The sequence below is a fragment of the Chryseobacterium sp. CT-SW4 genome (assembly GCF_048572715.1).
GTDB lineage: Bacteria > Bacteroidota > Bacteroidia > Flavobacteriales > Weeksellaceae > Chryseobacterium.
The window spans coordinates 2,518,508-2,539,208 of the sequence record NZ_CP183840.1 but is presented as its reverse complement, the minus strand read 5'-3'; the positions used below and the strand labels follow the sequence as shown (position 1 = coordinate 2,539,208).

15 protein-coding genes are annotated in these 20,701 nt (G+C 38.6%); 9 read left to right on the top strand and 6 right to left on the bottom strand.

Going from position 1 to position 20,701, the window contains the following annotated elements; translation table 11 throughout:
• Positions 1 to 97 precede the first annotated feature (97 nt).
• From ABJ974_RS11405 to ABJ974_RS11385, 5 genes are all read left to right on the top strand, one after another.
• Positions 98 to 460 carry a hypothetical protein gene (locus ABJ974_RS11405; protein WP_419868373.1) on the top strand — a complete coding sequence of 121 codons (363 nt, stop codon included), beginning with the start codon at positions 98 to 100 and terminating at the stop codon, positions 458 to 460.
• An 82-nt stretch (positions 461 to 542) separates the two neighbouring features.
• Complete coding sequence (locus tag ABJ974_RS11400; protein ID WP_419868372.1) at positions 543 to 4,877, top strand: CusA/CzcA family heavy metal efflux RND transporter; 4,335 nt, start codon at positions 543 to 545, stop codon at positions 4,875 to 4,877.
• Positions 4,878 to 4,884: 7 nt separating this feature from the next.
• On the top strand, positions 4,885 to 6,030 hold the full coding sequence (locus tag ABJ974_RS11395; RefSeq protein WP_419868371.1) for an efflux RND transporter periplasmic adaptor subunit: 1,146 nt from the start codon (positions 4,885 to 4,887) through the stop codon (positions 6,028 to 6,030).
• 310 nt (positions 6,031 to 6,340) lie between these two features.
• A complete protein-coding gene (locus ABJ974_RS11390) occupies positions 6,341 to 7,813 on the top strand; it encodes a UbiD family decarboxylase (RefSeq protein WP_419868370.1) in 1,473 nt (490 codons plus the stop codon).
• A 24-nt stretch (positions 7,814 to 7,837) separates the two neighbouring features.
• Positions 7,838 to 8,434 carry a UbiX family flavin prenyltransferase gene (locus ABJ974_RS11385; protein ID WP_419868369.1) on the top strand — a complete coding sequence of 199 codons (597 nt, stop codon included), beginning with the start codon at positions 7,838 to 7,840 and terminating at the stop codon, positions 8,432 to 8,434.
• 77 nt (positions 8,435 to 8,511) lie between these two features.
• Here ABJ974_RS11385 and ABJ974_RS11380 read toward each other — a convergent pair whose 3' ends face one another.
• The 6 genes from ABJ974_RS11380 to ABJ974_RS11355 form a co-directional block, all read right to left on the bottom strand.
• Entirely contained in the window at positions 8,512 to 8,940 is a 429-nt protein-coding gene (locus ABJ974_RS11380; protein WP_419868368.1) for a cold shock domain-containing protein, read from the bottom strand.
• Between the two features lie 386 nt (positions 8,941 to 9,326).
• Complete coding sequence (locus ABJ974_RS11375; protein WP_419868367.1) at positions 9,327 to 9,734, bottom strand: cytochrome C; 408 nt, start codon at positions 9,732 to 9,734, stop codon at positions 9,327 to 9,329.
• Positions 9,735 to 9,738: 4 nt separating this feature from the next.
• Complete coding sequence (locus tag ABJ974_RS11370) at positions 9,739 to 10,011, bottom strand: hypothetical protein (protein WP_419868366.1); 273 nt, start codon at positions 10,009 to 10,011, stop codon at positions 9,739 to 9,741.
• Between the two features lie 2 nt (positions 10,012 to 10,013).
• On the bottom strand, positions 10,014 to 11,006 hold the full coding sequence (locus ABJ974_RS11365; protein ID WP_419868365.1) for a cytochrome c: 993 nt from the start codon (positions 11,004 to 11,006) through the stop codon (positions 10,014 to 10,016).
• 21 nt (positions 11,007 to 11,027) lie between these two features.
• Positions 11,028 to 12,704, bottom strand: coding sequence for a cbb3-type cytochrome c oxidase subunit I (locus tag ABJ974_RS11360; RefSeq protein ID WP_419868364.1), 1,677 nt, complete (start codon positions 12,702 to 12,704; stop codon positions 11,028 to 11,030).
• 170 nt (positions 12,705 to 12,874) lie between these two features.
• Positions 12,875 to 13,087 (bottom strand): hypothetical protein, encoded by a 213-nt coding sequence (locus tag ABJ974_RS11355; RefSeq protein ID WP_419868363.1) that lies wholly within the window; start codon positions 13,085 to 13,087, stop codon positions 12,875 to 12,877.
• A gap of 209 nt (positions 13,088 to 13,296) precedes the next feature.
• On the opposite strand from ABJ974_RS11355, the gene ABJ974_RS11350 reads away from it, so the two are divergent.
• The 4 genes from ABJ974_RS11350 to ABJ974_RS11335 all read left to right on the top strand — a co-directional run bounded on the left by ABJ974_RS11350 (position 13,297) and on the right by ABJ974_RS11335 (position 20,696).
• Positions 13,297 to 14,787: an alpha-amylase gene (locus ABJ974_RS11350; protein WP_419868362.1), complete on the top strand. Its 1,491-nt coding sequence runs from the start codon at positions 13,297 to 13,299 to the stop codon at positions 14,785 to 14,787.
• A gap of 232 nt (positions 14,788 to 15,019) precedes the next feature.
• Entirely contained in the window at positions 15,020 to 15,676 is a 657-nt protein-coding gene (locus ABJ974_RS11345) for a Crp/Fnr family transcriptional regulator (RefSeq protein ID WP_419868361.1), read from the top strand.
• A 567-nt stretch (positions 15,677 to 16,243) separates the two neighbouring features.
• On the top strand, positions 16,244 to 17,878 hold the full coding sequence (locus tag ABJ974_RS11340; RefSeq protein WP_419868360.1) for a T9SS type A sorting domain-containing protein: 1,635 nt from the start codon (positions 16,244 to 16,246) through the stop codon (positions 17,876 to 17,878).
• Positions 17,879 to 17,885: 7 nt separating this feature from the next.
• Positions 17,886 to 20,696, top strand: a complete 2,811-nt coding sequence (locus tag ABJ974_RS11335) for an RHS repeat domain-containing protein (protein WP_419868359.1) — start codon at positions 17,886 to 17,888, stop codon at positions 20,694 to 20,696.
• The last annotated feature ends 5 nt before the right edge of the window (positions 20,697 to 20,701 follow it).

The window sequence follows — 20,701 nt, the reverse complement described above, 5'->3', positions numbered from 1 at the left end:
TCCGGAGTTTTTATTAAACATTAGTTTGATTTATTCCAGATAAGAATTTTATGAACCGGTTTATAATAAGAATGAAAAGCCCTATTTTTGTAGGGTAATGTTAAAATGGATATCTATATTTTGTGCTCTTACTTATAGTATAGCTACTACCAATCTGGCGGAAGTAGGCAAGATGCCGGTATTAGTGGAGCATTTTATGGATTATAATGGAAGCTTTATACAGTTTGTTATGGAACACTATGACAATCACAAGGAAGATGGGGACTGGGATACCGATCAGAAGCTGCCGTTTATTAATCCCCCCATTGTTTTAATGATCCATGCGCAGTTACCGTCAAGCATTTTTCATATTGAAAAGATAAAAGAAATTTATATTACTCAAAAGAAAATCCTTTATCATGAGAAGGACTTTTCCTGTTCCTTCCCCTCTGAAATTTTCCAGCCTCCCCGTTTCTGTTAATTGATTCAGATTTAAAATTTTATGCTGTAAATTTTTATTTACAGTAGTCACTCGTGTTACAATCAATCAATTAATAAAATTCATGTTAAATAAAATTATTGAGTTTTCTGTAAAGAATAAACTCATAATAGGCCTTTTTACATTAGGGCTTATCGTATATGGTATTTATGAAACAACCAGGTTGCCCATAGATGCTCAGCCTGATATTACAAATAACCAGGTACAGGTAATTACGGTGGCGCCTTCATATGGTGCGGCCGATATAGAACGGTTGGTTACTTTCCCTATCGAACAGGCAACTAGTAATATAAGCGGGATTACGGAGCTTCGTAGTTTTTCGCGGTTCGGACTTTCTCTTGTGACCATAGTTTTTAATGATGATACTGATGTGTATTGGGCCCGTCAGCAGGTCCAGGAACGTTTACAGCAGGTCCAGGAAAATATTCCGAAAGGTATCGGAACACCGGAATTAGGTCCTGTCACTACCGGATTAGGAGAGATTTTCCAGTATGTTGTAAGAGCTAAAAAAGGCTATGAAAATGTATATGACGATACGGAACTGAGAACTATTCAGGATTGGGTGGTTCGCCGTCAGCTTTTAGGAACGAAGGGAGTAGCGGATGTGAGCAGTTTTGGTGGAAAATTAAAGCAATATGAAATAGCCATTAATCCCAATAAGCTGCAAGCCTTTAATCTTAATATTAATGATGTATTTGATGCTCTGGAAAAAAATAATCAGAATACAGGAGGAGCTTATATTGAAAAACAGGAAACCGTGCTCTTTATCCGAAGTGAAGGACTCTTGGGAACCATTGAAGACATTGGAAATATTCAGGTATCAGATACCCGGGACGGAATTCCGGTTTTACTAAAAGATGTGGCGGACGTTAAAATAGGATATGCAACCCGATATGGAACCATGACCTATAATGATACAGGGGAAGTTTCCGGAGCCATTGTTTTTATGCTTAAAGGTGAAAATGCTAACGAAGTCGTAGGAAATATTAAGCAGAAGCTGGAGAAAATTCAGGAGTCCCTGCCGGAAGGTGTGGTGATAGAACCTTTTCTTGACCGTGCTAAAATGGTGAATAATACCATCAGCACCGTAAAGACTAATCTGATGGAAGGGGCATTGATCGTAGTTTTCATATTGGTGCTGTTTCTGGGAAATTTCCGTGCAGGTTTGCTGGTAGCATCTGTGATTCCGCTATCCATGCTTTTTGCTGTTATCATGATGAATGTCTTCGGGGTAGGAGGTAACCTCATGAGTCTTGGAGCCTTGGATTTCGGGCTTATTGTGGACGGAGCCGTAATTATTGTAGAAGCCGTCTTACACCAGATCGCCATTAAAAAAAGTTTTGGACAAGATAATAGGCTGACCAAAAAACAAATGGATGAGCAGGTGTCGGGATCTGCCACAAAAATGGTTAACAGCGCTGTTTTCGGACAAATTATTATCCTGATCGTTTACCTTCCTATATTTACCCTTCAGGGAATTGAAGGAAAAATGTTTAAACCAATGGCCCAGACTGTTGCTTTTGCACTCATAGGAGCTTTCATACTTTCTCTTACTTATATTCCCATGATGAGTTCACTGGTGCTGAGCCGGAAAAAGAAAGAAAAACCAAACATCTCCGATAGAGTGATGAGCAAAGTGGAAGAAGCTCATCATCGCATGTTGATCAAAGCCCTCAAATACAGAAAAACAATTCTGGTGACCGTAACCATACTATTTGCGGGTGCTGTTTTTACACTTTCAAGGATGGGGGGAGAGTTTATACCCTCACTGGAAGAAGGAGATTTTGCAGTGGAGATGAGAATACTTCAGGGAAGCAGCATCAGTGAAACTAAAAAAGTAACTACACAGGCAGCAGGTATTCTGCTCAAACAATTTCCAGAAATTGAGAAAGTGGTAACTAAAATAGGAAGTTCTGAAATTCCGACAGATCCCATGCCCATGGATTCCGGGGATATGATTATTGTCCTGAAGCCTAAAAAAGAATGGACTTCAGCCTCCTCATTCCCTGAGCTTTCTGAAAAAATGGGTGATGCCCTGAAGGTAATACCCGGACTCACCACAGGATTTCAGTTTCCTGTTCAGATGCGTTTCAATGAGTTGATGACGGGGGCAAGGCAGGATGTGGTCTGTAAAATCTATGGAGAAAATCTTGATAGTCTTGCTATATATGCCAAACAGCTGGGAGCCGTAATCAATACGGTAAAGGGAGCTCAGGATTTATACATAGAACCGGTGGTGGGAGCCCCTCAGGTCGTAATTGAATATAACCGTGCGGAGCTTTCCCGCTATAATATTTCCGTAATGGAAATCAACAGGATCATCAATATGGCGTTTGCAGGACAGACGGCAGGTGCTTTATACGAAGGAGAAAGAAAGTTTGATGTAGTGGTCCGTATGGATAATGAATACAAAAAAGATATTACAAGTATTCAGAATTTACTGGTTCCTACTCCCGGTGGGGAGCAGATTCCCTTAAAACAGCTGGCCAAAGTGGAACTGAAAGAAAGTCCCAATCAGATACAGAGGGAAGATACACAAAGGAGAATTGTAGTGGGATTTAATATCCGGGGACGTGATGTCCAGAGTATCGTTGAAGAGCTTCAGCAGAAAGTAGATCAGAAAATGAAATTATCCCAGGGATATACCATTTCCTATGGAGGAGCCTTTGAAAATTTGAACCAGGCAAAAGCAAGGTTAGGAATTGCAGTTCCCGTATCCTTGGTCATGATATTTTTACTGCTGTTTTTTGCATTTGGATCGGTAAAGCACAGCTTGTTGATCTACACGGCCATTCCTCTATCCGCAGTAGGAGGTGTTTACTTGATGGCATTACGGGGTATGCCTTTCAGTATCAGTGCGGGAGTGGGCTTTATAGCCTTATTCGGAGTAGCGGTTCTCAATGGAATCGTATTGATTTCCGAATTTAACAGACTTAAAAAATATGGAATAGCGAATACCAGCAGAATCGTTCTGATCGGTACCCGGACACGGCTTAGACCTGTACTGATGACGGCTTTTGTGGCTTCTTTAGGTTTTCTCCCTATGGCATTGAGCAAAGGAGCAGGGGCGGAAGTACAAAGACCTTTAGCAACTGTGGTAATAGGAGGGCTGATGCTGGCGACTTTACTTACATTATTTGTACTCCCTATTCTGTATGTCTTATTTGAAAATATTAATAAAAATAAAATGAAGTTCCCTAGAAGAAATTATAAAAAACTAACCATACTGCTGTTCCTGATCTCATTTGGAAGCTTTCAGGCACAGGAAAATATAACCTTTCAGCAGGCATTGGATATAGCTTACCAACACAATGGAAATCTCAGAAATACCCAATTGATTTCCGACTACCAGGAAAAATTAAAAGCAAGTTATCTGGATATTCCTCAATTGGAAATTACCGGGGGCATAGGGCAGATACAGGGAGAAGAAACGGATAACTCAATTTCTGTTACCCAGCGTATCAATTTCCCAACGGTATATTCCAAAAGAAAACAGATGCTGAATGCACAATGGAGTGCCAGCATGATCAATCAGGAATTAACCAAAGCGCAGCTTACCAAGGAAGTATCAGATGTATTCTACAAGATTCTTGTTCTGGAAGAAAAGAAGAAAGTACTCGAATATATCAGTCAATTATATATCAGTTTTGCAGATAAGGCAAGCCTTAGGCTAAAAAAAGGAGAAGCAAATATTTTAGAGGAGTCCACTGCGGAAATTCAGAGAGAACAGGTGAATATACAACTGAACGCCCTCGAAAATGACCTTGGTCTTTCAAGGCTTCAGCTCCAGGTTTTACTTCAGTCTGAAAAACCATATCAGCCGGTAGCTGAAAAACCCGTTTTGGATGCCTGTCTTCAAATTTCTGAAGAGATCATTAAACAACATCCGGAGCTGAAATTCCTGAATGAACAGATTAAAGTGAACGAAGCGGAAGTGCAGCTGGAAAAAAGCAGGCTTCTTCCCGATCTTCTTATTGGATATACCAACCAGAGTATGAAAAATATCAATAACAATCGTTTCAATTCTGTACAGGTGGGAGTAGGGATTCCCCTGTTTACACAAGGTCAGCGAGCGTTGGCGAGAGCGGCTAAGGCCAAAGTAGCTGTGGCGGAGAACCAATATCAGAGAAAAGAAATTGAACTGAAAAACAGATTGACGCAGCAGGTGAATAATTATATGAATCAGCTCAGTATCATAGAAAATTATGAGCAAAAGCAGTTAACCAAATCCGAAACCATTCTGCAAACGGCAAAGAAACAAATGGACGTAGGAGAAATTGATTTTCTGGATTGGGTGATATTAACGAACCAGGCGGTAAAGATAAAAGTAGATTATATCGACGGACTGGAAAGACTTAATCAAATTGCTTCGGAACTTAATTTTTTAATTTCAAAATAATAATCTCATGTATTTCAAACAATCAATATATATGTTGGGGCTGATTACTTTGCTGGCATCCTGCTCCGGTAAGAAAGAAGAGCCAACGGTTTATGAAAACAAGAAACTGGCTACCAAAGAAGAGAATATCCTGCGTCTGACGAAAGATCAGATGGCTACGATTCATCTTTCTACCACAAGTATTCAGGATAAAACTATGGAAAAGCAGGTAAAGCTGAATGGGAAAGTAGAAATGGCCCCTTCTGCGGTCAATTCCCTTTCCAGTATTATGGGAGGGCATATCAAATCGATTAACGTAATTATGGGCAGCCATGTCAGCAAAGGACAGGTTTTGGCAGTAGTAGAAGATCCGCAGTTCATACAGCTGCAGCAGGATTATCTGGTAACCAAATCCCAGCTGGAAGCCGCCCGGCTTAATTACAACAGGCAGAAAGATCTTAATGCAAGCAAGGCGGCCAGCGATAAGACATTTCAGACTGCCCAGGCTGAATATTCCACGCTTACGGCTACCCTGAAAGGGCTGGAGGAAAAGCTGAGAATTATTGGTATTAACGTAAAAGGCCTCAGCGCTGGAAATATCAGAAGCCGGATCAACATTTATGCTCCCTTTAGTGGATTTGTTAGCAAAATTCTGGTGAATAACGGGCAGTATATCAATCCGTCCGATACATTATTTGAGCTCATCAATCCATCAGGATTATTGCTGGAGCTCAAGGTTTTTGAAAATGATGTAAACGATGTTAAAGTGGGTCAGGATATTCTGGTATATAATAATCAGAGCCCCGATAAGAAAACTGCTGCAAGAATTGTAAGTATGGTTCCTAATATTGAAAACGGAGGAGCGGCAATGGCAGTAGCCAAATTATCCGCTTCCAACCCGGAATTGGTAAAAGGAATGTATATCAATGCTGAAGTGAATGTGAGCAGCAGGTATACCTTGGGACTGCCCAGTGAATCCGTTGTTTCCTATGAGAACAAAAACTATGTTTTTGAAAGTGTGGGAAAAGATACTTATATGATGATTCCTGTAATAGTGGGAATTTCTGACGGTAAGTTCACGGAAATTACCAAAGCGGAATATCTGAAGAATAAAAAGATCGTACAAAAAGGAGCGTACAGTCTTTTAATGGCTCTTAAAAATAAGGCAGAATAAAAAAGAATTAAAATGTTAAAAAGCTGTTCATCAACCGGACAGCTTTTTTTATGCCCTTTTCAATTTATTATTACATAATTTCAACTCCGATTACAGAAATAGGAGAGTGTTTTTTTACCAATTTATTGTGTGAAAATACAATAACTTACTTTTAAGTATGTACTAATTTTATTTCATAAAAACGGACAATATTATGTTTCCATAGGATTGTTCCGGATTTACCAGGATTTTTTATTGTAAAAAAAATACCATTCTTTAAATGTATTACAGTTCAATTATTATTTAATATATAATTAAAAAATTACAACAAATGACTAAAATAAATGATTTACGAAGTGCTATAGAATTGCTTAAAACTTTACCCCAACAATACCATGAAACTGATGTTGAAATAGACCCGAATGCTGATCTTGCAGGAGTCTATAAAAAAATAGGAGCAGGAGGAACTGTTGAAAGACCTACAAGAATAGGTCCGGCTATGATGTTTAATAATATTAAAGGCTATCCTGATTCCAGGGTGCTGGTAGGAGTACATGCCAGCCGTGAAAGGGTGGCGAAGCTGCTTGGAGCTCCCGTAAATGAACTCGGGATTTATTTAGGTGAAGCTGTAAAAAATACAATACCTCCAGTACTTTCAGAAGGTAAAAATCCGCCTTGCCAAGAAGTGGTGTACAGAGCAGATGATCCGGATTTTGATATCAGGAAAATCTTACCTGCTCCTACAAATACTCCATTAGATGCAGGTCCGTATTTCTGTATGGGCTTGGTGCTGGGTTCTGATCCCGAAACCGGCCATGCGGATGTTACCATACACCGTTTATGTGTGCAGGGAAAGGATGAAATATCCATCTTTTTTGCGGCCGGAAGACATATTGATGTATTTCGTAAAAAAGCAGAAGAGAAAGGTGAAGCGCTCCCTATAACCATTAATATGGGATTGGATCCGGCCATTTACATCGGAGCCTGTTTTGAAGCTCCTACCACTCCGTTTGGATATGATGAATTACAGATCGCGGGAGGATTGAGACAGGCTCCGGTAGAACTTGTAAAAGCCCTTACGGTTAACCAGAATTCCATTGCGCGAGCAGAGATTGTAATAGAAGGGGAAATTCTGCCTAATGTCCGTATGAGAGAAGATAAAAATACCGACAGCGGTCATGCCATGCCTGAATTCCCTGGTTATGACGGTCCTGCTAATCCTTCTTTACCTGTCATAAAAGTAAAAGCGGTTACCACAAGGAAAAATCCTATTTTACAAACGTTGGTAGGACCTGGTGAAGAACACGTAAATATGGCGGGTATCCCTACGGAGGCAAGTATTTATAATGCGGTAGACAAGGCAATACCCGGATTATTGAAAAATGTATATGCCCATTCCGCCGGAGGAGGGAAATTTTTAGCTATTATGCAGGTTCAGAAAAGATCAGCTACCGATCAGGGAAGGGAAAGACAGGCTGCCTTAATTGCCTTTGGTGTGTATTCCGAGCTTAAGCAGATTATCCTGGTGGATGAAGATGTCGATATCTTTGATACCAATGATGTGCTTTGGGCGATGACCACCCGTTATCAGGGAGAGCAGAACACTATTTTTATTCCGGGAGTACGCTGTCATCAGCTGGATCCTTCTCAGGATGCAGCTTTTGATCCTAAAATACTTTCTCACGGGATCAGTACCAAAACCATATTTGACTGTACCGTACCTTTTCATTTAAAAGAAACTTTTCAGCGTGCCCATTTCAAAGACGTGGATGCCACACCTTATCTGCCGGATTGGTTTAAATAAAATACTATTTTAATAGAGAAATATATGAATAAAAGAATCATAATAGGAATCAGCGGTGCTACGGGACTTCAATACGGAGTAAGAGCATTGGAAATTTTAAGGCAGGAAGGCTATGAAACCCATCTTATCGTAAGTAAGCCTGCAGAAATGGTAAGGACTTACGAAACGGAATTTACCCATGAACACTTATCTTCACTGGCACATGAGGTTCATTCCATTCAGGATATAGGCTCTGTATTGGCGAGTGGTTCTTTCAAGACGGCAGGAATGCTAATAGCTCCATGTTCGGTAAAAACCATGTCGGAAATTGCTACGGGAGTTACCTCCACTTTAATGTCCAGGGCAGCAGATGTAGTGTTGAAGGAGAGGAGAAGGCTGGTGCTGATGCTAAGGGAAACTCCCTTGCATTTGGGACATTTACGATCGATGACCCAGATAACCGAGATGGGTGGTGTTATAATGCCTCCTGTTCCCGCTCTTTATCTGAAACCGGAGTCTATTGATGAAATGGTCACGCACACAGTGGCCAGAGCCCTGGATTTATTTGGACTGGATGTAGATGTGAAGCGTTGGAATGACGAATATAAATCGTCCGTAAAGAATAGTAAAAGAACATTATAATCCAAAAATGAACCTGATTTATAAAAACGGCCGCCCCTTTTAAGGGGCGGCCGTACTATGTGAAGTTATTTAATCCGTTATTTAACGAGCTCAATATCAATCGCAGAAAATCCTTTTGGAGACTTTTCTTTTTCAAAAGAAACTTTATTCCCTTTTTTCACCAGTTCTTTACAATTGTTGGTGTGGAAAAATACATTTTCTTTTGTTTGGTCTTCCGTAATAAATCCATATCCTTTTTCACTGAAAAAGGTTACAATTCCGGTTTTACGGATATCTTCTACTGGAATAGGAGCAGCACCCAACTGAATTTCTTCAAGGTTTACTTCCTGTCTGCTTTCAGGTGGAGTAGAGGTCAGCCTTCCGAATTCATCTACATATACTAACATCTCGTCTAACCCTTTACCTTTGTTGTTATTGGTTTTTCGTTCTTCGCGTTTTAACGCTTTTTCTTTTTGTTTTTGAATTTTTTTCTTGAAATTTTCTTTTTTAGAGAAAGAATCTGCCATAAATTATTTTTAATATTTAGTTATCGTATTGAAGGTCTCCGTCTTGTGCTGCTTTTCTGCGTTGAACTTTTTCTTACAGCAGGAAATTGTATCTACAACTTGTATTCTGGAAGATTTTACAACATTAATTGGGGAAACATCGTTTCCGGTTCCGATTGTTTTTCGGTAGTTTGGGAATTCAGGATGCTGGTATTGTGGTTAAATAAGGCAGCTGAAAAACAAAAAACTGAAAGAAAAAAAGGGTACTTTAAATTTGTAAACTAAAAGCAAAGCCAAAGGCCTATTTATTAATCACATACAAATATACAATAAATAAACGGAAAATTCAATATTTTAAATTATTGATTATCAATGTTTTTTTAAGATGTGAGAAATAGCAAATTATACTATCCTATGTTGGAGCTTGTTATTTCATAATAAACGGCCCAGCCTACAAACAAAATAATAAGAATCCAGATCCAAAAAGGAACCGTCTGTGGGGTTTCGCTCCCATTGATAAGGAAGCTTTTCTGGTTCCCTTTGTCATATGCATTGATCATTAAGGATAAGGTTCCGTCTACTACATCTTTGTTTTTCAGTCCTTCCACCTTTACGGAAGGCCCGTTGGCTACCGTGAAGTGGATATACTTTACGCCTTCTTTTCCAGATGGGGATTGACTTACAATTTTCAAAATGTGCTCTCCGTCCGGGATTTTCTTCGTGTCCAGATCAAAAACGATGGGAGTGTCAAGTTCTGCAATCGGAGTCAGGTCATCATCGATGAAAAGGAATACTTTACTGCTGTCTTTAGTCATAATATTAATTTTCGTCTGAGAAAATAGTATACTTAATATGGTGTTCATCCTTCTCTTCCGGTCTTATCAGATATTTAACTGAATAATAAAAGGCTAAAACCGTTATCAGGATCACGATTCCTACAATAAACCAGTCCCAGTCGCTATCCGGGCCGGTCCCGTGGGTCCATTCTCTCGTTGCTTCAGGCTGTTGAAGCTTACACGCATCACAGGCTGCTATATAAACTGAAAAAAGAGTCAGCATTAAACTGAATGTCTGTTTCGGAAGATTTTTCATAATTATTTTATTTTGTCCATGATTACTTTGATTTCTTCTAAAGTTACTTTCTTCGCATTATTTCCCCAGCTGGTCCTTTCGTGGTTGATAACGGCTGTGACATCTTCAGGAGTGAAATTGGCATTGGTCCCTACTGCAGGCATCGTTGCAAATTCAGGTCTCGGATCATACCCTTTCATTATGATGGTTACATAGAGCTCAAGGTCTCCACCTGCTACAACAGGGCTTCCCTTCAGAGGCGGAAAAGCTCCGGGAACACCTTCCCCGTTGGCCTGGTGGCACGAAGCACAGTTGGTGGTAAAGAGTTCCGCTCCGTCCGGTAAGTTCTCACCTCCCTGTGTGGCTGTTCCTTCTTTTTTCTCCTGCTTATACAAAAAAGCAGGGACGATAGACTTGTCCGTGTAATCAGTCTGTCTTAAAGATTTTAAATAGGCCACCAATTGAAGAGCTTTCGCAGTAGCTACTATTTTTTTATTCTTCTTGAGGTATTTTTCCGGGACTTTTACTTCAACATCGCCGGGCTGTAAATAATCCCTTTCTATAAAGAGCCATTCATAGGAGGGCATTATAGAAGCTTCCACAGCTGCTCTCGGCTGATACAGGTGGATGAGGTGCCATTCGGAGCTGGGTTGTCTTTCCCCTACATTGGTAAGATCAGGTCCCGCCCGCTGGGTTCCCATCAGATTGGCGGTGTTTCTCCAGAAATCTGTTCTTCTGTTAACCGCAAAATCGGCAGGAATGCTGGGTCTTTTTCCGAAAACATTATCCATTTCTACATTTCTGACCTGCTGGGTATGACAGGCAACACAGCCATTTTCAATATAAACCATTTTGCCGGCTCTTTCCTCTTTGGTCAATATTTTCGCCTGCCGGGGCAGTGGCTTATTGATCTTTTGATTATCGAGGGCAGGAAAGACAGCAATGTAGAGTGTCAGAAAAAGAAAGAGACAGAGGGCTGATCCGTAAAGGATTCTATGATCATTTAATAACATCATAATTCAATTTTTAGCATTAACTTATGTATTCCGGTATTGTTTCTTGGCTGCCAATATTTCAGCTGGGGTTTGGGGAATCTTAAAATCTTCTTTTGTTCTCACCATCCTGTAAAAATTATAAGCAAAAATGAGATGGGAAACCCACATCATAGTTCCTCCTATTGCCCTCCATAACCAAAATGGGAACATATTGATAACCCCATCTATAAAAGGTTTCTTTTTGATCCAAAGCAGTCCGGTTTGCGTTCCTCCGATCATTAAGGCGATCACATAGAACAATAAGCCGATCAGTGCCAGCCAGAAGTGTATACCCACTAAAAGCTTGGGAGGCTCTTTACCGGTAAGACGGGGAATGAGCGTATAAGAAAATCCCCAAAGCATAAAGGTGATGATCCCATACATGGTAAGATGAGAATGTGAAACCGTAAAATCCGTAAAATGCCAGAGTAAATTAGTATACCTGAAAGCCTCCACAGTTCCCTGGAATGATCCGGTAAAATAAAAGATGATAGCCATAAAATAAAAAGGCAGTGTATAGCTTGTTTTCAGCTGATACCACGAGCCTTTGAATGTCAAAAGGAAGTTTGTAGTGCCCGCAGCTACAGGAATAAGCATTCCTACACTCGCCACAATTGCCGTAGTCTGCAGTCTCCACGGAATAGCACTGAAAATAAAATGGTGGGTTCCGATAAGAGTGTAAAACAGGATGTGTGTCCAGAATGCAAGGGCTCCCAAGCTATAAGAATAAATAGGCTTATTAAGCTGCTGGGGAAGAAAGTAATACATTAATCCCAAGTTGATCATCATGAACCACATTCCGATAGCCTGGTGCATATAATAACCCTGGGTGATCGTTTCCCCGACACCATCCTGCCATAGAGGGACATATCCTACTATGATTACAATAACGACAAACATAAAACCTGAAATGATATACCAGTTGGAAATATAAATTTCCTTTACAATCCTTTTTGCTACGGGCTTAAAAAGGTTATGGGCGGAAATGGCAATTCCCGCCCCAAAAGTTATCATGATCGGCCATATATACTCGCGGTATTCGCCTCCGCCATTATTAACTCCCGCTAATAAAGATATAGTTCCGGTAAGCACAGCAAGATTGATTAAAATAAGAGAAACATATCCCTGCTTAATATTATAATTCTCCACATTGCTTACCCGTGTGACAACATAATAAGAAAATCCTACCATGGCCAGGGAAGCCCATCCCCAAAATACGGAATTAGTATGAGCGGGTCTTAACCGGCCGAAGCTGAGCCAGCTGGTATGTTCTACATCCGGAGCAACATATTTTATACCCGCATATAAACCGAATGTAGTTCCGATAATCAGCCATACAATAGCAGTTCCCAAAAAATACAGGACAAGCTTACTGAGATCATCCGAAACATATTTCTGAAAGGATGAGGTTCTTCTTTTAACAGGGAAAACCCTAAATTCTTCCACAGAATTAATATTTTTAATAATCCCTTTTTTATCGGATGGCGGTACGTTCCCGGAGAGCTGGTTTTCATCAGGTTCAAAATTCAGTTCCGCTTCTCTTTTTTCATATTCTGTGAGTTCTTCCGGGGAGAGACTTTTTATTTTCTCAGCGAGCTCCCTCTTTTTTAATATTCTTGAATAAATGGATAAAAACTTAAAAACAACCAGGATTAATCCGGCCACAATTATTATTAACATTAATAATAATGTTATCTGAATACCTGTTTGACTGAATAACGATGATTCTTCCATAAAAAATAATTTAGGAATTAATAAAATGGTAATAATCTGCCCATAGAATCATAAATATTCATTGGACAATAGACACCTCTGTATTCCGGTAATACCTTAAAAATAGATGACCAGGATTACTTACTGTTTTTTATGGAATCTACATCATAGGCCGTACTATCCATGGGGAGAGTGTTGTCCCCGGAATCGGGTGAAATTCCTTTTGTTCCGGAAACCATACTGTCGCCGGTATTCAGGCTGTCGATGTGAGTAGGTTGATTTTGGGGTTCTTTCTTGCAGCTGACGGCAACAAAGCCGATCAATAAAGTGAGCAATACGAATGATTTCATAATAATATTTTTTGTTGGTGGTGTAAAATCAAAGGTAAAAACTTGATTATTTTATTTTTATGATTCGTATCATAGGATATTTTTATACTGATAGCTATAATGGCTTAAATCCGTTGCTGGTATGATTCTGATCATAATTCACCTTGCTATTTATTGTTAAATTCAAACAAGCTTACACACTTTTTCACCACTTAATATTAATATTTTATATGAATGGAGTAATTATTCAATATTTTCATTGGTATCATAATGGAAACCTGTGGAATGAATTTGCAGAGAATGTAGATTTCCTTAAAGAATTGGGGTTTACTGCTGCGTGGCTTCCTCCGGCTGTTAAATGTAGCTCGGGTAGGGAAGGAAGAGGATACGATGTATATGATCTGTATGATCTGGGAGAATTTGACCAGAAAGGAGGAATTCCTACCCGGTACGGCACCAAACAGGAATATTTGGACGCCGTAGAAAAGGCTCATAAAGCAGGAATTTCCGTGTATGGTGATATCGTACTTAATCACCGGATTGGGGGAGATGAGGAAGAGGAAATTACGGTTCACCAGGTAGATGCGGAAGATCGTAAAAAAATAATCGGTGATCCTTTTAAAGCAACGGCAGTTACAAAATTTACCTTTCCAGGAAGAGGAGATCAGTATTCATCTTTTGTGTGGAACTATGAATGTTTCAGCGGGATAGATATCATTAAAAAAGAGGATCAGGAGCTGAAAGGTATTTTTAAAATTCATAATTCTTACGGACCGGAATGGACGGAATCAGTGAGCCATCAGTTTGGAAATTATGATTATCTGATGGGAGCTGATGTAGAATACCGCAATCCTTTCGTAGTAGAAGAGATGAAAAAATGGATCAAATGGTACCTGGAAACTACTAAAGTTGATGGCATGCGTCTTGATGCCCTGAAGCACATCTCCTCCGATTTCCTTAAAGACTGGATCCGGTATATTAAAACCGAACTGGCTCCCGACTGCTATGTTTTGGGAGAATTCTGGAAGGATGAAGCAGAGAAAATAACTTATTTTTCGGATAAGATGGATGATCTTATTTCCTGTTTTGACGCCCCTTTGCATTATAACTTTTTTGAAGCTTCAAAAGAAGGAAGAAACTATGACCTTACTCAAATTTTAAAAGGAAGCTTTCTTGAGAAAAAGCCTGTTTTTTCTGTTTCTTTTGTAGAAAATCATGATACACAGAAACTCCAGTCGCTTGAATCAGCAGTGAAAACATGGTTTAAACCGATTGCTTATGCTGTCATTTTACTAAGCCAGGATGCTTATCCGTGTGTATTTTATCCGGATCTTTTTGGAACTGAGTACACGGACATAAAAGATAATGAAGAAATAAAGATTTCCATGCCTAAAATTGAGATCTTACCTAAGCTTCTTAAGGCAAGACAGCAATTTGCCTATGGAGAACAACATTATTATTTTGATCATCCTAACTGTATCGCATGGAGAAGAGAAGGTGATGGGAAGAGCTCAGGATGTATCGTAGTGATTTCCAATGGGGGAGAAGGTTATAAAGGAATTGAATTGGGACAGGATCATGCAGGCCTGGTATATGTTGATTTTCTTGATCACATAAAAGAAGAGATTGTAATTAACACGGACGGAGTAGGTGTTTTTAAAGTAAATTCCTGTTCGGTAAGTGTTTGGATAAGAAAAGATCAGTATAACTTTTCCTATTGAATTACAATATATGATTTTTATGAAATAGCTATTTAAAGGAGTTTTAGAAAAAAAGGGGTTATGATTACAGTCATACTCTGGGAATAGTTATGTGTATAAATTTGTGTTCAATAAAAAATGAGACCCAATTGAAATTATTTTTCAATGTTTATACTTCTACTATTATAATATTACAAACTATAAATAATTATTTCGTTCTTATGTTAACCTTAAATAAACTCATAATCGGTAAATGGTTATATGTGAAGATATTCTCTTATCTCTAGGAGCGAAATTGGATGTATATAATCCGGATGATTTTATTTTCCATGAAGGAACGCAAGCGAAATATTACTTTCAAATAAAATTAGGAACTGTAAAGGTGAATAATTTTTTGGAAGATGGAAAGGAATTCATTCATGGATTTCCATTTGAGGGGCATTGTTTTGGGGAAAGCTATCTGTTTACGGATAATATGTATGCAATCAATGCTATTGCTTTAACGACAAGCGAGATTTTTAAGGTCGAAAAAAATATATTTTTGGATCTTCTGGTAAGAGAGCCGGAGTTATTATTGAAGTTAAATCAGTATACGGCTGACAGGATGCATTTCAGATATATTATGTCTTCCTGTCTCTCTATTTCAGACCCGCTCATTAAATTGGTAAAACTGCTGGATCAGCTTAAAAAGTATTTTGGATTTAAAGAAAAGTATAGTTTTTTGGTTCCTTATACAAGAAAGCATCTGGCATCATTAATCGGCTTAAGAGTGGAAACGGTAATTAGAACGATTAAAAAATGGAAAAGGAAAAACTTGTCAAAATGGACAGCGGCAAGATTTATTATTGATACAATTACTCCTAAGGAGAGAATTATTTGTTTACTATTGATACGCAGACTTGTTGAGTGAAGATCGAAATCGGGACTTCGTAAAGAAGAAGGCTTAAGCCACACCTGGTATTCGGTCTGATCTCACGAAAAATAAAACCCTCTGAAATTAATCTGAACAGTGAAGTAGGAGGAAAAATAGAGGGATATTTTTCCCTTTTCTGATTTTACATGAATATTTTCTGCTTCTCTACTAATTCAATTTGGGATATTTTCTTTTCTTGAGAAAATTTATGAGTTGATTTCCTGTTTTAATAGGATTTTTTTTCTTTTTTAATTCAGTTGACCTATTACATTTATACTTTCTCTTACCAAGTGAAATATAAAATACTGCTTTTTCAACCTTATTACTTCATTGATGGTCTTAGCAAAAAAAGTCTTAAAAATGTAATTATGTTTTTAACACGGCAAGTATTGTTACCTTACGGAGTTGGATTTGTATCAAAAAGGATAATTTACAAAGGAAAATATATTAACAGTGAATAGTATATTAATTCTTTTCAATATTTAATTAATAATTATTGAAAAGTACTAAATTGCGCCCTATAATAAAAGGCAAGTAATTAACCTTTAACACTAAAAAAAACAGATGAAAAAACTCTACACGGGTGCATTATTTCTATGCATTGGTGCTTCGTTGTATTCACAGGAAGTGGTTTGGCAGAAAGATATCAGGTCCAATACTCAGGATTTTCTAAGCCAGATTGTGACAACGGTAGACCAGCAATATTTAATTACAGGAAGTGTTATTCAAAGCAGTAAGCCGGAGGCTTCAGGCAGTAAGCAGAATAACGGGTACGATTTCCATTTAACCAAGCTTAATCAACAGGGAGAACAGAGCTGGGAAAAATATTTTTCGGGGAATAATCATGATTTTTTATCGGCTACAGTTTCTACCCAGGAAGGAGGTTTTCTTTTAGCCGGAACTTCTCATTCCGGGAAAGGCGTGGATAAGAAAGAAGAAAGCAAAGGAGGTTCTGATATCTGGCTTATCCGGCTTAACGAGCATGGTGATGAATTATGGCAGAAAACGTTAGGCAGCAGTTCGGATGAAGAGGCCAGATCGGTAGTTCAGACTACGGATTTAGGGTTTGTAGTAGCCGGAAGTATTCAGAATTCTTCTAAAGGTTATGGTTCTAAAGATGTTTTGATTATCCGTTTGGATAAAGACGGAAAAGAGCTGTCCCAACTTATTGTAGGAGGAAGAGGCTTAGATGAAGTAGAGAAGATGATCCCAACCAGGGACGGAGGAGTTCTGTTAGGGGTATATTCAAGAAGTGAAGCTTTCACAGAAAATAAGGCTGTTTCAGGTACAGGTTCAGGAGCTCTTCGCCAGCAGCCAAAAGCCAGCAGCCATTACGGAGAAGGAGATTACTGGCTGGTGAAGCTAAGTAAAGACGGTAAAGTAGAATGGGAGAAGAATTATGGAGGCAGTGGAGATGATCATCTAAGAACTTTAGCTTTAACTTCTACAGGTTATATAGTAGGCGGAGAATCCAGATCAGAGCGGTCAGGAAACAAGACTGTGGGTATAGAAGAAGGTACAGACTTATGGTTGATTTCTTTAAATGAGAAAGGAGAAGATGTATGGCAGAAGTCGTATAGTTTTAAGAACCGGGATGTACTGATGGGAATGAGTGTCATTAATGGGCAGAACCAAGATGCAAGAACCAAGAGTCAAGATCGAGGAGCCAAGAACCAAGAAAGTACAAAAGGTATTTTATTGGGCGGTTATACCCAGGCGGAGGGAAGACTTGAGACCGATGATGAAACGTTTTGGATGCTTTATTTGAATCAGGATGGCAATGAGCAGTGGAGAAAGTATGTGAAAGGAGAATCAAGGAAGAAGGAGGAGAGATTATCGGATATTAAGCTGAATAGAGATGGTTCAATAATACTGGCAGGAACAAGCGGAGAAGAATTAGGTAGGGAGAACTGGAAGATTGTGAAGCTGGGAGATAAGCAGATTGATCAGCTGATAGAGAAGCAGGATATAAAGATTTATCCGAATCCAGTATCGGATTATGCATATGTTGAAATTGGCTATGAGTTTAAGGAAGCAGAGATCCATCTTTATGATATGAGTGGAAGACAGCTGCAAAACTTAAAGACGAAGAATAAGGTTACTAAGATCAATACACAATCTTTAATCCAGGGAGCATATCTGGTGGTGATCAAGACTGATACGAATAAAACGGCTAATGCTAAATTGATTAAGAAATAACACTAAGATGAAAAAATATATATTTTCGATTTTTTTATTGTACGCGGGAGTAGTGAATGCACAAAATAATCTCATGCCTGAACCCACTACTGGGTCAGTTCAGAGTTATGTTAATGCTGCTATATCTCCGGCCACAGGAATTCCTAACATAGGTTTTCCCATCTATCAGTTGGGAACTACCAATAAAAATTATTCGGTGAGCTTAGGACTTTCCTATCATGCTTATAATGCGAAACCAAATGTTCCAGCCAGTGAGGTAGGACTTGGCTGGTCTATGCTTTCAGCAGGAGTGATTAACAGACAAGTGGAAGGTGGATATGTGGATGAACTAAAAAATTGGACTGATATCACAAAAGAAGAAGCCGATACTTTTTATTATTATATTCCGGGATTTTCAGGGAAATTTAAAATTCATAAAAATCCGAATTCGGATAATTTAATGATTAGTAATCTAACTGGGGAAAAAGTAAAAATAGAATATGTCCGTTCCACTGCCACTACCAAATTAATTATCAGTTCTTTTAAAATCACTGATGATAAAGGTTTTGAATATCATTTTCAGGACAGTAATTTAGGTTTGGTAAAAGATGGTGTCACAGATACCAATTACAAAACATCTTTTGTATTAGGTAAGATCTTGGATCCTAATGGTATTGAAGTTGCCAGTTATATTTATGATAAGAAAATAAAGTACAAAGGAGCATCAACTATTATTCAGAGTCAGGTTTATAAACCCAATACTCTTTCTACAGCCAAAGGAAAAATTAAATTTGAATATACCTATACTTCCGCATACGATCAGGCAGAATATTATCATAATGATCCTTATGCTCTTGACAAGATTAGTTTATTAAATAATGCCGGTACAATTTTATCCCAGTATAAATTTGAATATGGATTAGTAGGAGTACGTTCTGAAGTCATTGATTCCTTTGGAATGACTATCGAAATGGACACCAGTAAACGAACATTAAGTAAGATTAAAAAGCTGAATAAAAACCTGGCCATAGATGAAGAAACAAAATATGAATATGATGAAGCCGGTTCGGAAACAAGTTACGGAGTAGCCGGAAATCTTACGGGAAACTACTTATGTCCCGCAGATACGCCTATAGAATATCCTGCTACCTATACCAAAGGTTTGCTGAAAAAAATTACTTTTCCTACTAAAGGGTACGTGATTTATAATTTTGAAGCAAATGAAATCTATGAAGATCAATCTGGGGTTGATTACAGTCAGCCGGCAATAGTTATCTCCAACCCCAGGTATCAATATTATGTTCAAACAGAGATTCCTTATGATACCAATACTACCAGAACTTACCAATTTCAGGTAAGTGGAACCGCGGGGGTGAAATATCCCATATATTTTAATTGGGAAATGGGTGATGATTATATGGAAACGGATATTCATGGAAACTTCATTTTCCTGCAGTATACTGTTAAAAATGCTGCTGGCACTGTAGTTTCAGCTTCTACCTCTGCATGTTCTTCTCCAGCCCTTTATAAACTTACTCCAGGAACCTATACCATTACCATTACCAAAGGAGGCGGAAACGGTTTTTATAGGATTTACCAGATTAAAGGAATTACAGGGTCTTATAAGAATTCGATCCCTGTAAAAACAGGTGCCCGTGTCAACAAAATCCGTTCCTATGATGCAGATGGTACTTTAGTGAAAACTAAGGAATTCGACTATTTGTCTTTTGACAATTCATACTCCTCCTCAGGATATAGCTTTACAAGTTACGGAGATTGTTCCCCAAGTAGCTACGGAGGAATTATTCTTTATAGAAATGTAAAAGAAACGGAAATTGCCGGAAATGATAATAATGGATATACGAAGTATTACTTTAAAAATCCAGACGATTATCGAAACCCTGCTACTAATTATTATTCTTACTACAATATTACTTCCGGAGGAATTCTTGAAAAGCAGGAAACCTACAATAAGCAGGATCAGATAGTAGAATCCTCATCCTTTGAATATACCATGCAGGAAAATCCCAATACAACTGAAACACAGTTATGTGGTATTAACTCAAAAGTATCATGGATAGCAAAAATAAAAGAAACCAGCAAAACCTACCTGAACCAATCTCCTTATCAAACAATTTCCGAAACCACTTTCAGTCCGGATAACTTCCAGGAGTCCTTATCCAAAACAACAGCGCAGGACGGTTCAGTAAGTGAGGTAACCACAAGATATGCTTCGGATCTGGGAAATACACGTTTAGTGAATGCTAATATGATCTCTGTCCCTTTACAGGTAGAATCTAAAACCGATGGAACCTTCATATCCAAAGTAACGACGAAGTATGACAATACCAGTCATTTCTACCCTACCTCTATTGAAAGTACAAATCTTAACCAGGTAGCTGAAACCCAGACTACTTTTGATGTGTATGACAGCAAAGGAAATCTTGTGCAGGCTACCGATAAAGCTGGAAACAGTGTTACGACAATCTGGGGATATTATCAGACTTTGCCTATTGCACAAATTGTAGGGGCTAAATACAGTGATATATCTTCACTAAGTGTAGTTACCGCTGCGGTTAATGCTTCCAATGCAGATGCTGATAATCCGGCTAATGAAGCAGCCTTATTAACGGCGTTGGAAAACCTTAGACTTTCATCAGCTTTACAGGGTTATCCTGTTTCTGTGTATACTTATGATCCTTTAATTGGGATTACTAATTCTGTCAGTGATAATGGAATGAAGCTGACCTATGAATATGATGATTCCGGAAGACTGCTCAAAGTAAAAAATAGCAGTGGACAGGTGATTAAAGAGAATAAGTATAATTATAAGCAATAACAGAA